Consider the following 12146-nt stretch of genomic DNA (forward strand, 5'->3'; position numbering starts at 1 on the left):
AGACTGATAGCAGGGTGATCCTGCCACTGGAACCCGCCGGGTGGTGTCAAAATTCGCGGATACCAACACCTTCCGACCCGGACCGGTGTCGAGATTCACCGATCAACGATGTCGTGATTCACGGATAGAACCAGACCCGCACAGGCGCAGGTTCCTCGACCGCACGTGGACCTGAGATCGCTGCCAGAGTCGGTATCGCGCTCGGAGCGGCCGTGCTCGTGTGCTTCGTGACCGGCCTGCTCAGCCATTGGATCCAACATCCACCCCATTGGTTCTGGTGGCCGGCGAACCCGGCATGGCTGTATCGACTCACCCAGGGTCTGCATGTGATGTCGGGAGTAGCGGCGATCCCGTTATTGCTGGTGAAGCTGTGGGCGGTGTACCCGAGGCTGTTCCAGCGGCCGCTGATCGGACCACCCTTGCGTGCGCTCGAACGCGGCTCGATCGCCCTGTTGGTGGGGGCGACGATCTTCCAACTGTCGACCGGGCTGCTGAACACCGCGCAGTACTACCCATGGAAGTTCTTCTTCCCCACCACCCACTATGCGATGGCCTACGTCGCGGTCGGCGCACTGGCGGTGCACCTGGCCGTCAAGCTGCCGGTGATACGAAAGGCATTGAGCCGTCCAGTCGACTCCGATCCAGACACCCCGAGCGCATCGCCCGCGGATACCTCTGGACACCACCGAGTTTCACGCCGCGCGGTGCTGGTTGCCGCAGGGTTGTCAGCGACTGCGGCGAACCTGGCCGTTGCCGGTCAGACGGTGCCATTCCTGCGGTGGGCCGCGGTCCTGGCACCACGCAGTGGGCAAGGGCCGCAGGGAGTTCCGGTCAACCGCTCCGCGAAGGCGGCCGGGATCAGTGAACACGCCCGTGCGCTCGACTACCGGTTGACCGTGATAGTCGGTGACCAGCAGCGCCGCTTCAGCCGAGACGAGTTACTCGCACTGCCTCAGACCAGCGCTCGACTTCCGATCGCCTGCGTCGAAGGTTGGAGCGCCTCGGCCGACTGGTCCGGCGTCCGGCTGCGTGACCTGCTCGCCGCAGTGGGTGCCTACCGTGGTGGCGATGTCCGTTTCACCTCACTCGAAAGTAGCGGCCTCTACAACAGTTCGCTTCTCCCGCAACGACATCCGGTCGACACCAACACCCTGGTGGCTTTGTCACTGAACGGTGAAGCCCTTGATCTCGACCACGGGTATCCCTGCCGCCTGATCGCTCCCAGCCGCCCCGGCGTGCTGCAGACGAAATGGCTGTCCACGATCGAGGTGCTGACATGACTGCGGTGCGCGTGCTGTTGTTGCTGGCCGGTCTGTGGCTGGGGTGGTATGGACTGTCCTTGCTGCTGGACCTGAGCACCCCCGATCTGCTGTCTGTCGCGGTGTGGTTCACCGGTGGAATCTTGCTGCACGACGCGGTTTTCGCGCCGTCGTGCGCAGCGGTCGGGATAGCCGCGCGGCGCATTCTTCCGCGCGCATGGTGGGCGGCAGGCGCGTGCGGTGCGGTGTGCACGGTCGCACTGGTGCTGATCGCCGCGCCTGTGCTCAGGCGCGGTCATGCGATGCCCGACAACCCCACCGTTCTCGACCGCGACTATATGGCCGGGTTCATCGTCGCGGTGGTCATCGTATGGGCACTGGTTGTTCTTGCCGAGATCATGCGGCGGCGGATCGACAAAGGAACGCCGCGATGAACTACACACTGTGCCCACATCACGAAGAAGAACGGCGTCCAGGGTTCCCATATCCGTGCCGTCGACCACGACATCGCGACCGGGGTCCGGCCGGACATGACCGAACACGGGTGGACCACCGACGCGTGGCTCGCGCTGCAACGCCAGGTCATGGCCGTCGACCCCTGGTGCTGGCCGGACCGATCTGGTTGGGTGGCACGGCAATACCTGACATCGGAAAGACCATCCATCCCGATGAGCTGTCAGGCCCAGGGCGGACGCAGTACCCTGCAGGCCTGGTCGATGGCCGTGTCGGCGGCTTGCTCGGTGAGCCCGTGCCGTCGGCTGATCGCGGAGTAGTGGTCATGACGTGGAACCGGTCGCTTGAATCACGTGCCGTGGACAGCAGGGCTTCGACCTGTAGATGTGAAAGACCCAGTGTCAGGTATTCATTCGACTCCGCACACCACCTCGAGTAGATCCTTTATGGCGCCGCCCGACCGGAATCGTGGGGTCTGGGTCTGATTCCGTCGAGCACGATGCGGATGACCTCGCCCACGAAGGCCTCGTCGATGGGGGCGTGGCCATGCAGCATCCGGTGATAGACCGGGCCGTAGAGCAGGTCCAGTGTGACTTCGGTCCTGGTGTCGGCGGGTATCTCGCCGCGGGCGATGGCCCGTTGCAGGATCAGTTTCCCCTGGTCTCGGCGGTGTTCGACGAAACGGGTCCGGTACTCGAGCGCGAAGTCCGGCTTCATCAGCACCTCGGCGAGCAGGCCTGCGAGGGCGCGGCCATATGGGCGGCGCGCCGCCAGTGCCGCCCATGGGTACAGCAGGTGTCGCAGGTCTTGGCGCAGCGATCCGGTGTCGGCGGCGGACGGACTCGTGGCCCACTCCTGGTATAGAGCGTCCATGGCGAGGGTTTCCTTGGTCGGCCACCAGCGGTAGATGGTTGCCTTGCTGACTCCGGCCACCGTCGCGACCGCGTCCATGCTCATGGCGGTCAGTCCGCGTTCGAGCAGAAGATCTACGGTTGCTTCCAGGATGGCCTGGCGCGCCCTCTCGCTGCGCGGCCGTCCACGCTGGACCGTTGTGGTTTCACTGCTCATTCGTGCCTGCTTGTGACGGCGTTGTGACGCCATCGTCTCGGTTTCCATGACGCCTCCCGGGTGGTCGAACCTACATTTACTTTAAAAACAGTACTCTTAGTTTCGTAAACATCCGTGTGAGTCGATGCACATCCCTTCCCGTGCTGCTATCTAGTGGGGTTTATGATGGACTTCATGCCAGGACTTCGGCCTGGAAGCCAAGTGATCGTGGGCTGGTTTCACCGATACTGGCAGTCTTGTAACTGGGCTGGTCGCAGCTGTGGGGCGACGGGATCGAGGGAGTGATCTCGGGTGCGGTTTCGAACTCGCCGGTTGAGGCATGCGAGCCTGCTCGACACCGATTCCGCCGCTCCCAGGGAGTTGCCGTATGACCGCGCAGCCTCGAATCCTTCGGTGAACGACTGGTCATGGAACTCGGCGCGCGGACATCGTCAAGAACATGCAATGTGCGAAAACGCGCTGTTAAGCGCCATATTCTTGCGCCTCCGGGCGGTAAATTGCCACGGTCGACCGTCATAACGCCAAAAGTGTGTGGGTGTACGTGTCGCCGGGCGTCATCGAGAGTGGCGGTGTCCGCAAGGTATCGGCAAAAGCAGTCGAGTGTGATAGCAGATAGATATAGTCGCGGGGTGGTGTGGGAGGGATTGCTGATCGTGCGGAACGCGTGGCCTGCGTAGGCGAACAAGTGTCAGCACAGAAGGTCGGTGGTAGGTATGACAAAGGGGTCGGACGAATCGGCAGCGGACGGCGACAACGCCGGCAGCGGCAACGCTGATCGGATGAACCGTCGCACCGCGCTCGGAGCGGGTGCCGTCGCGCTCGGAGCCGGTGCCGTCGGCGCGGGAGCGGTAGTCGCGGCCAACGGCTTCGGTGCTGAACCCGAGCACCTGCCGGTAGCCGCTGAGGTCGACAACAACCTCGCTCAGTCCTCGCATCTGTTCAAGCTCACCTCGTCGGAAAAAGACGAATACGACGGTGGCTATCTGCAGGGGGCGACCGAGGAGAGCTTTCCGGTACTGCTGGGCCAGCAGGGGGCGGTGTACTTCGTCCGGCTCGAGGTGGGCGGCATGCGGGAGCCGCACTGGCACCCGACCGCATGGGAGTTGAATTTCATAGTCTCCGGCCGGGCGAAATGGACCATCCTCGGCACTCATCCAGGCGGCGCCTACCGCAACGACGTCTTCGAAGCAGATCAAGGTGACCTGGTGTTCGCGCCGCAGGGCTATTTCCACTACTTCGAGAACGCCCGCACCGACATGCCGCTGGAGGTGCTGATCGTCTTCAACACCAGCGCAAAAGAACCCAACGACGACATCGGCATCGTCGGCGCGCTCAACTCGTTGCCTCGTGACGTGCTCGCCACCGCCTTCGGAATTCCGGTATCCGCCTTCGACCAGGTGCCGCATGAGATGAAGCCAGTCGTGATCACCCGTCGGCGGTAGGAGCTCGGCCGCGACCGAGCTGTTCGGATGCCCGGCCCGCAGCCCAGAAGGGGCGATCCGGCGGTGTCCGTGAGTTGAATTGTCGGCGGAGTAGATACCGCGGCGAAGCCGAGATTGGTTGCCGCATTCACCAAATCAGGGCCGGTCGGTAGTTCGACTAGGGAGGATGAGCATGGCTGGGAACGAAGTGTCGACAGATGCTAAAGCTGTGGTTCGCCGCGACACCGAGCTGGTGCAGGGCGGTGGGGATTTTGCGCTCTTCGAGGACCTTTTCGCCGACGACTTCATCGATCACACACCGCAGCCCGGCACGACGCCCGACAAGGACGGTGTGCGGAAGCTGTATGGGGCATTGCGCCGCGCTTTCCCCGACTTCTCTGCCAGTATCCATTGGCAGACCGTCGAGGGCGAGGTGGTGACCACCTTCAAAACGTACTCCGGAACGCACCGTGGTGAGTTCCTCGGTGTGGCCCCCACCGGCCGCCGTGTCGTGTTCGAAACGGTCGATGCGATGCGTGTGCGCGAGGGGAAGATTACCGACCATTGGGGCGTGGCGAATCTGTTCTCGGCAATGCAGCAGATCGGCGCCCTACCTCCCATCGAATCGGCATGAAGAGCATGGAGGACAGTGCGGTTCGCGCGCAACGGTGGCCGAAACTGGTATCGGCCTTTCGCTGATTTCGAGGCTCACCCGTCCGAGCGGGCTGCTTTGGCGTAGCGGCGGGCCAACTGCCCGAAGGCGGTTTCGAGTTCCGGCGGGCCGATGACCTCGATGTCGGCGTCGAATCTGCCGAGGGTGGCGGCCAGTGCCGGCCAGGACCATGAGCCGAGGACGAGCCGGCAGCGGTCGGGGGCGAGTTCTTCGACGAGTCCCTCGTGGATGTAGTCGAGGACGGTGGCGGCGGGTAGATCGAGGATCACCTCGCCGCGGCAGGGCCAGCCTCCGGAGTGGGTTGAGCCTTGGAATCTGTTGGTAACGAAGGCGATTACGTCTCCGCCGGGGAGTTCGCGCGGGGTGAATCGGGGACCCGTGGGGGTGCGGGGGGCGATTCGGTCGGCGCGAAAGGTGCGCCAGTCGTCGCGGTCGAGGTCCCAGGCGACGAGGTACCAGCGCCCGCCCCAGGTGACGAGGTGGTGGGGTTGCACTCGGCGCGGTGGGGTTGCGGCGCTGTCGCTTTCGGCCGTTTGTGTGGACGCGTACTCGAAGCGCAGCACTTCTCGGGCGTGGGCGGCGGCGCTGAGCGCCGCGAGCACGCTGCTGTCGGCCTGTGGGTTCGCGGTCTCGACGGGAGTGACTGGGAAGGTGTCGATGCGGCGGCGCAGCCGTGCTGGCATGACCTGCCGGACGGTGGTCAGCGCACGCATTGCGGCTTCCTCGATCCCGGCACCGCTGGTGACAGCGATCTGGAGTGCGACCGCGAGGGCGACGGCCTGGTCGTCGTCGAACAGCAAGGGCGGCAATTCCGTTCCTGCGTCAAGCCGATATCCGCCGTCCGGTCCTTTGACCGCCGCTATTGGATACCCGAGCTCACGCAGGCGATCGACATCGCGGCGCACGGTGCGCGGACTGATTTCCAGCCGCTCGGCCAACAGCGCGCCCGGCCAATCCCGGCGCGCCTGCAGCAGTGAGAGCAAAGACAGCAGGCGCGCTGAGGTTTTCGGCATAGCTCTCATATTGCCTCGAGTAGCGGACACTTCCTGTCCTCTTCCCCTGCGACCGTTGACTCGTACCTGACAACAACGACTACCCGGGAGCCTCTATGAGCATCAACACCGTCACCCACATCAACCTGCGGGGCAACGCCCGAGCCGCCCTCGAGTTCTACCGATCTGTTTTCGGCGGAGAGCAGCGCCTTGGCCAGTGCCGGGTGCAGGACGGCTGGGCGCGCTTCAGCCGGAATCCAGGGCTGTCGGTTGTGGTGCGCCGCGCTGCTGTCATCACTTGGCCCTGCGGCGGAAGTGAGCCTCTCGAGCTCGACCCACTGCTTGTATGAGGGCCACCCCGACACGCTTGGTCTTCGGTGTAGGCCGGACTACGTCATCCGACGGATTCGGGTACCTCTGTTCGCATCTAATTTGTTGAGGTCGAATGACTGTCGAGCTTTGTGCCCGACCCGCATGTCGCAGGTGTCCCACCACTCGACGAGATCGGAAACACCATGAACGCCATGACATCCGGCAAACACACCATCACAGTCGACGAAGTCCCGGCGAACTACCACGTGGCAGGTCAGGGCCCGGTCTGCGTGCTGCACCCGGGCGGGCCGGGCTTCGAACACAGCGGGCATATCGAGCAGTCGATCGAACTCCGGCGCGCGGTGGTCGATTTCGTGCGGACCACCGGCGAGTGACAGCCGTGCGCCCGGTCCTGCACTGCGCCAGGCTGATCGGCCGTCACACCGAGTTCGCCGCACTCCGTGAGTTGCAGCCGGAGGGTGTGGCCACTGATCGAGCAGGCCGCCCCCGCGATCTGATCGACAGCCGGACGGCCGTAGCGCCGTCGGTAGGCTCGGGTTTCCTACCATCCTTTTTGGGGAGGGGAGCACGGCCACTCAGGAAGGAATTTGCCGATGTACCGGGCCATAGCTGCCTCGCTGGTCGCCGCCATTGCGATCACCCTGACGACCGCGGCATGCGGTGGTGTCACCGACACCACGACGCCGACGCCCGCGGCCATGACGGAATGCCCGAGCAGTCCGATGCCGCCCGATTCGGGGGATGGGCGTGGTGCCGCTCCGGCCGGAGCCGGGACTCCGCGAATCATCGTGCCGGTCGATACGAGCACGAGCACGCTGCTGACCCCCGGTACCGAGCCGCAGATCCAGTGTGGACGCACGCCCATCAGCACTCATACCGACGTCACGTTCGCCACGGTCCCGCTGACCGGTGGTGGCACCAGACGGTTGGCGATGGACATCCAGGTGCCGCGAACAGCCGCCGGGCCGAGGCCCTTGGTCGTGTATGTGCCCGGCGGCGGGTTCATGATGGCGGACAAGGGTGGAAATCTCGCCCTGCGCACCTTCATCGCCGAGGCGGGCTATGTCGTTGCGAGCATCCAGTACCGGGTCCAACCCGCCGGCGCGACATACGTCTACAGCGTCTCTGACGTCAAGGCCGCCATCCGCTATCTGCGGGCGCATGCCGCCGACTATGACATCGATTCCGACGCGGTCGGCGTCTGGGGTGATTCGGCAGGTGGGTACCTCGCCGCCCTGGCGGGAGTCACCAACGGCGACAAGCGTTTCGATATCGGCGCCGATCTCGACCAGCGTAGCGACGTGCGCGCGGTGGTCGATAAATTCGGAGGCTCGGACCTGTCGCGGCTGCTGGCCGACTTCGACCCCGATACCCAGCGGGCGATGCAGCCGCTGCTCGACTCGACCGCGAGATACGTCGGCGGCCCCACCAGCACAACAACATTGACGGCCGACCTCGCGGCTGTCGCGCGCGCGAACCCGGTCACCTATATCGATCCGACCGACCCGCCGTTCGTGATCTTCCACGGCAACGCCGACACCACCATCTCCCCGAGTCAGACGCTCGTTCTCCACACCGCGCTGCGTGCCGCGGGCGTCGACAGCACCCGCTATGTGGTCGACCGTGCCGCCCACGGCGATGTCGCGTTCACTGGAAACCCTCAGAACTCCCTGCAATGGACTACGCGGGAAGTCGCAGGTCGGCTGGTGGACTTCCTCGATCGGCACCTCGCCGGATAGCGCGAATCGATTGACACTTGTTCAGTGACCAAGTGTGTTGGAAGAAGCGGATTGATTCACTCATCAGGAATCTGGGATTCCTGCCTCTCAAAATGTCCATGCTCGGCGAGGGCATCGCCCGAGCGTCTGCCCAGCTGGGGATCACCGCAGCTCCACCGGCCACCCTGTTGGGCGTCGCGGCGCTGGACATACCCGACCACCTGATCGAGATCACGGCAACCGCGATCCTGGACTGAGGCCGGTATGCGGCTGATCTCCGCGGTAGAGCTCGGCGGCGGTGTGGGTGAATGCTCGGATCAGCGGGCGGTGGTCGTGTTTCCTGATGGCGAGTACGAGATCGCTGCGTGGCATATCGGCCAGCGGGACCGCCACCAGACCGTCCGGCAGTGGGTGCGACAGCGGTGTGAGGCCGACGGTGCCGTTCCAGAGCACGACTTGCAGGCATTCGTTGGCGGTGCGCACGACCGGTCCGTCACTGCCTTGGCTGTTCGGTGGTGTCCAGAATGCGCGCCACAATGGATCAGTGTCGGCGGGGAGTCGGAACCACCGCCGATCGCTGAGCTCGCTCAGGTGCAGCTGCTCGCGGGTCGCGAGCGGGTCGTCGGCGCGCAGTACTACCCCGATCGGATCCGACCGGAGCACATGAACGGTGAGCCCCGTCAGGTCGAACGGTGCTCGTGTGAGTGCCACATCCACTGTGCTGGAACGTAATCCGGCGGTCGGGTCGGTGAAGTCGGCGTCGCGGATATGGATCCGTACGTGGGGGTGACGCTGCCGGTAGGCGTCCGCCAACCGGGTTACGGATTGCTCGGCGCTGTCGGTCAGGGTGCCGATGGTCAGCGTTGCGGGACCGGCCGCGGCGGTGGTTCGCGCGCGGATCTGTTCGGCGCGAGCCAGCAGTGATTGCGCGTCCTCGTACAGGCTGACCCCGGCCGGAGTCAGCGTCACTCCCGTCGAAGAGCGGTGCAGCAGCTCGCAATCGAGGTCGAGTTCGAGCTGTTTGATGGCTCGGCTCAGCGGTGGCTGGGTCATGTGGAGCCGGGCGGCGGCCCGCCCGAAATGTAATTCTTCGGCGACAGTCACGAAGTAGCGCAGGGTCCGCAGCTCCATCCTGCGCACGATACCCCGCACTATTTGCCATGGATACGTCATGCGCCCGATAGCACCCGTCCGAGCAGCGCCGATACCCGGGTGGTATCGGTCGAACGTAAGAGGTCTTGGACTGTCTGCATCGGTTGGCGCTGAACTGGATGCGACAGCACCGACCCCAGATACCTACAAAAACTTAGGGATCCGAAATGACAGCGTCGTTCGCCTTGCCCGACCCCGTCGTCGAGCTCACCGATATTCACGAGCTGGCCGCAGACCTGGTGGTCATCGGCGACCGGAGGGTTCCGCTGGTGCCGAATGTGGGCATCATCGGCGGTCGAGAGGCGGTCCTGGTGGTGGAAACCGGCATGGGCCCTACCAATGCCGAAACCGTGCTGAGGTTCGCCGCCGACTATGCCCAAGGTCGTCGCCTGTACCTGACCACGACACACTTCCATCCCGAGCACGCGTTCGGAGCTCATAGCTTCGCTGGTGCCGCGACCTACCTGGTGAACCGGGCACAAGCCGACGATCTGAGATACAAGGGCGCGGCCTACCTCGAAATGTTCCGCGGGCTGGGCGAATCGGTGGCCCGGCGCCTTGACGGCGTACAGCTGCCGGAACCGGATATCGTCTACGACCGCACCTACGACCTGGACCTGGGTGGCAGGATCGTCCGGATGCGCGGCACCGGCCGTGCGCACAGCAAAGGCGACCAGGTCGTCGAACTGCCCGAAGAGGGCGTCCTGTTCACCGGCGATCTTGTCGAGGCCGCCCAGTTCGCGATCTTCCCGTGGTTTCCGCCCCATGACACCGACGTCTCCGGTGTGGGATGGATCGCCGTAATGGACCGGCTCGCGGCCATGCGGCCACGCCTCGTCGTACCCGGCCATGGCGACATCGGTGGCCCTCAGCTGCTCTCCGATGTCGGCGATTACCTGCGTTTGCTGCGCGACGAAACCTGGATTCGGCGCGACGGCGCGCTGAGCGAAGACACTATCGCCGAAGAGGTTTCGGCACTGATGATCGAGCGACATCCGGAATGGTCCGGGCGGGAATGGATTCGCAACGGCGTCGGCTGCTTCTGCGCTGCGCATCGCACCGGCGACCACTGAGGTCGGTAGCCCCGAGATCGAGTCGACGACCGAGGTTATCCGCAGTCCGTTTGACCGATCTCGGGATCCTCGGTTATTCGGTACTCGGTTCAGTCCGTGGTGTTGGCCCTCAGCTGTGCATTCTTGCGCACTGCTCCGATTGATTTGGTTGAATTGCGAACCAATGCTTCGACGAAGTTCGCCGGCAAAGGGTTGTAGGCGTCCGATCTCCTGCGTCGACACGAGGCGGATACGTTTGAGCCCAAAGGCGGATGGACACAAGCGATTACGAGCGACACGCAACCCGCTACTGCGATCGAGGCGCTACGAGTGCACCGGCCGCCATGATCCGGCTCCGATCACGGCGGCGTGAGCACGCTCTACACCCACGAAGGCATGATTCGCGAGGCCCAGACCGAACAGGCATGGTGTCTGGCTTGTCAGCCAGACATCGCAGCCTGAAAACGAAACCGGGCCTATACCAGTAACTTACGGAATACCACCCGTAACTTACGGAATACCACCCGGTTTTCGGCGAATGCTACGGCGACCGGGTGTGACCATGTCGATCGACGAGGTCGTCCGCCGCGACTGTGCCCGCCGGTGGTAGGGATGCTGCCAGTCTTAGAGCCTTTTCATCTTCGATTGAGGGCGCTCTGCACTGCATCGCTGGTGTAGGACACGAATCTGCGATGGTCGCGGATCCGGCGCCCACCCCACACGCTCAGCGCTATCGCGAGGCTCAGGTACAGGATGTAGGCGGTGTAGACCATCAGCGGGCCATAGTCGCTAGCCCACCCTATCGTCAGCGGCAGGAAGGCCAACCCGGTGCCGATCAGCATCATTCCCAGTGCCAGAGCTGGTATTCCCAGTGGTGCGAGTTCGTCATCGATTCTGCGCTGCTGCGGCAGTCGACTGTGGGCGCTGGCTCGGCTCCGGTCGCCGATGGCGGTAAAGGCATCGAGTGAATGTATGGAAGCTCTGGTGACCATGATGTTCTCCAAGCGGGCCGCCCCGGTCGGCCAGGGGTGGATCTGCGGGCATCGTTGTTCACGTGTCGCCGTGGTCGGCGAGAGTTTGTGTCGTGATGTACGTCGAGGGCATCCGGGTAAGCATCACAACCGCTAGCGATAGTTATGGATAACTCCAGTTGCGGAAAGTTTGTCAGATGTAGAGCTTCGAGGAAACCTTGATCGCAGCACGGAAAATCGAACACATAGGCGATGCCGACTCGTGACCAACATGTGGCGGTGATACCCAACCGGGGAAAATGTGGCCGTTCACACCTTCTGCCGGCCAACCGAAGACGCTGAATCCCCTGGTTGTGATTTATGGAACCGTTATACCTGGTGCCAAAGAATCCGCGCGATCGGGCGTGGCATCTCGGCACGTGGGCCTACTTTGAGAAAGCGCGGTAGCGAAGTAACCGCAGATAGGCGCACCGGTTATCGCGACGGTGCTGATTTGGCCGAAGGGCACCGTTTTGGGCTGGTGACTCCGTGAGCTGTCTGCGGCAGAGCGCGCTCGGCCACCTGTTCGGTCATAGCGAAACCGTTTGACATGATGTCCGAAATATCCGTAGTCACCGCTCGCGGCGGCGGGGATCCGCTGCAGTCCGGGAACCGGACGGACAACAGCACTGACTGGTGGTCGGCTGCGGGGTCGAAGACCGACAGGTGTGGCGCGATCCTCGCGGGGTAGGTAATCGATTGAGACCAAGTGCAGGTGGGAGACAGAATTGGGCAGCGAAAACCTCGTAGAGGGCGGCGTCCAGATCCTTTTGCCGACTGTCTTCGAACCATGCTGTCAGTGCCAACCAGCAGCAAGACCGCACCCACGGACGCGCTAGGGCCTGCACTGGCGCGACGGAGACGCTCGAACCCTGACCCCGTCACTGTCGAAACACAAGGAGCGAACATGTCCACCATTCACTTCAAGGAGACGACGACCTCGACGCCCGAGCAGTTCGTCGCGGCGCTCACCGACTTCGGGCCCGGCCGCTCACAGCTGTTCGGCAACAGCACC

At 63.8% G+C, this 12146-nt stretch carries 12 protein-coding genes and 2 pseudogenes; 10 read left to right on the forward strand and 4 right to left on the reverse strand.

From position 1 onward, the window contains the following. The first annotated feature begins 326 nt into the window (after positions 1 to 326). From ACLMAL_RS39025 to ACLMAL_RS39035, 3 genes and pseudogenes are all read left to right on the forward strand, one after another. A complete protein-coding gene (locus tag ACLMAL_RS39025; RefSeq protein WP_412003670.1) occupies positions 327 to 1280 on the forward strand; it encodes a molybdopterin-dependent oxidoreductase in 954 nt (317 codons plus the stop codon). Beyond that, the gene (locus tag ACLMAL_RS39030) at positions 1277 to 1693 is read left to right on the forward strand and encodes a hypothetical protein (protein ID WP_412003671.1); all 417 of its coding nucleotides are present in this window, start codon (positions 1277 to 1279) and stop codon (positions 1691 to 1693) included. Before ACLMAL_RS39025 ends, ACLMAL_RS39030 begins: the two co-directional genes overlap by 4 nt. A gap of 18 nt (positions 1694 to 1711) precedes the next feature. Beyond that, positions 1712 to 1887: pseudogene (locus ACLMAL_RS39035) on the forward strand (flavodoxin family protein); the annotation flags it as partial. 269 nt (positions 1888 to 2156) lie between these two features. Here the strand turns inward: ACLMAL_RS39035 and ACLMAL_RS39040 are convergent. After that, entirely contained in the window at positions 2157 to 2780 is a 624-nt protein-coding gene (locus ACLMAL_RS39040) for a TetR/AcrR family transcriptional regulator (RefSeq protein WP_412003672.1), read from the reverse strand. Between the two features lie 713 nt (positions 2781 to 3493). Between ACLMAL_RS39040 and ACLMAL_RS39045 the strand changes: the two genes are divergently transcribed. Both ACLMAL_RS39045 and ACLMAL_RS39050 read left to right on the forward strand, forming a co-directional pair. Then, positions 3494 to 4222, forward strand: a complete 729-nt coding sequence (locus ACLMAL_RS39045) for a cupin domain-containing protein (RefSeq protein WP_412003673.1) — start codon at positions 3494 to 3496, stop codon at positions 4220 to 4222. A gap of 172 nt (positions 4223 to 4394) precedes the next feature. Next, a complete protein-coding gene (locus ACLMAL_RS39050; protein WP_412003674.1) occupies positions 4395 to 4835 on the forward strand; it encodes an ester cyclase in 441 nt (146 codons plus the stop codon). A gap of 74 nt (positions 4836 to 4909) precedes the next feature. On the opposite strand, the gene ACLMAL_RS39055 is transcribed toward ACLMAL_RS39050, so the two are convergent. After that, entirely contained in the window at positions 4910 to 5887 is a 978-nt protein-coding gene (locus tag ACLMAL_RS39055) for a helix-turn-helix transcriptional regulator (RefSeq protein ID WP_412003675.1), read from the reverse strand. A 95-nt stretch (positions 5888 to 5982) separates the two neighbouring features. On the opposite strand from ACLMAL_RS39055, the pseudogene ACLMAL_RS39060 reads away from it, so the two are divergent. The 4 genes and pseudogenes from ACLMAL_RS39060 to ACLMAL_RS39075 form a co-directional block, all read left to right on the forward strand. Then, a pseudogene (locus ACLMAL_RS39060) lies at positions 5983 to 6069 on the forward strand (VOC family protein); the annotation flags it as partial. A gap of 321 nt (positions 6070 to 6390) precedes the next feature. Continuing rightward, entirely contained in the window at positions 6391 to 6573 is a 183-nt protein-coding gene (locus tag ACLMAL_RS39065) for a hypothetical protein (RefSeq protein ID WP_412003676.1), read from the forward strand. Positions 6574 to 6792: 219 nt separating this feature from the next. Then, positions 6793 to 7938, forward strand: a complete 1146-nt coding sequence (locus tag ACLMAL_RS39070) for a prolyl oligopeptidase family serine peptidase (RefSeq protein WP_412003677.1) — start codon at positions 6793 to 6795, stop codon at positions 7936 to 7938. 92 nt (positions 7939 to 8030) lie between these two features. Next, entirely contained in the window at positions 8031 to 8174 is a 144-nt protein-coding gene (locus ACLMAL_RS39075; protein WP_412003678.1) for a hypothetical protein, read from the forward strand. Here the strand turns inward: ACLMAL_RS39075 and ACLMAL_RS39080 are convergent. Further along, positions 8149 to 9048 (reverse strand): LysR family transcriptional regulator, encoded by a 900-nt coding sequence (locus ACLMAL_RS39080; protein WP_412003679.1) that lies wholly within the window; start codon positions 9046 to 9048, stop codon positions 8149 to 8151. The genes ACLMAL_RS39075 and ACLMAL_RS39080 overlap by 26 nt on opposite strands. Before the next feature lie 188 nt (positions 9049 to 9236). Between ACLMAL_RS39080 and ACLMAL_RS39085 the strand changes: the two genes are divergently transcribed. Then, entirely contained in the window at positions 9237 to 10142 is a 906-nt protein-coding gene (locus tag ACLMAL_RS39085; protein ID WP_412003680.1) for an MBL fold metallo-hydrolase, read from the forward strand. 614 nt (positions 10143 to 10756) lie between these two features. On the opposite strand, the gene ACLMAL_RS39090 is transcribed toward ACLMAL_RS39085, so the two are convergent. After that, entirely contained in the window at positions 10757 to 11113 is a 357-nt protein-coding gene (locus ACLMAL_RS39090; protein WP_412003681.1) for a hypothetical protein, read from the reverse strand. Between the last annotated feature and the right edge of the window lie 1033 nt (positions 11114 to 12146).

The sequence above is a fragment of the Nocardia sp. CWNU-33 genome (assembly GCF_046764895.1).
Classification (GTDB): Bacteria; Actinomycetota; Actinomycetes; order Mycobacteriales; family Mycobacteriaceae; genus Nocardia.

Coding starts and splice junctions, on each gene's coding strand:
- ACLMAL_RS39030 (WP_412003671.1), top strand. CDS start 1,277: ATGACTGCGGTGCGCGTGCTGTTGTTGCTGGCCGGTCTGTGGCTGGGG.
- ACLMAL_RS39040 (WP_412003672.1), bottom strand. CDS start 2,780: ATGAGCAGTGAAACCACAACGGTCCAGCGTGGACGGCCGCGCAGCGAG.
- ACLMAL_RS39045 (WP_412003673.1), top strand. CDS start 3,494: ATGACAAAGGGGTCGGACGAATCGGCAGCGGACGGCGACAACGCCGGC.
- ACLMAL_RS39050 (WP_412003674.1), top strand. CDS start 4,395: ATGGCTGGGAACGAAGTGTCGACAGATGCTAAAGCTGTGGTTCGCCGC.
- ACLMAL_RS39055 (WP_412003675.1), bottom strand. CDS start 5,887: ATGCCGAAAACCTCAGCGCGCCTGCTGTCTTTGCTCTCACTGCTGCAG.
- ACLMAL_RS39065 (WP_412003676.1), top strand. CDS start 6,391: ATGACATCCGGCAAACACACCATCACAGTCGACGAAGTCCCGGCGAAC.
- ACLMAL_RS39070 (WP_412003677.1), top strand. CDS start 6,793: ATGTACCGGGCCATAGCTGCCTCGCTGGTCGCCGCCATTGCGATCACC.
- ACLMAL_RS39075 (WP_412003678.1), top strand. CDS start 8,031: ATGTCCATGCTCGGCGAGGGCATCGCCCGAGCGTCTGCCCAGCTGGGG.
- ACLMAL_RS39080 (WP_412003679.1), bottom strand. CDS start 9,048: ATGGAGCTGCGGACCCTGCGCTACTTCGTGACTGTCGCCGAAGAATTA.
- ACLMAL_RS39085 (WP_412003680.1), top strand. CDS start 9,237: ATGACAGCGTCGTTCGCCTTGCCCGACCCCGTCGTCGAGCTCACCGAT.
- ACLMAL_RS39090 (WP_412003681.1), bottom strand. CDS start 11,113: ATGGTCACCAGAGCTTCCATACATTCACTCGATGCCTTTACCGCCATC.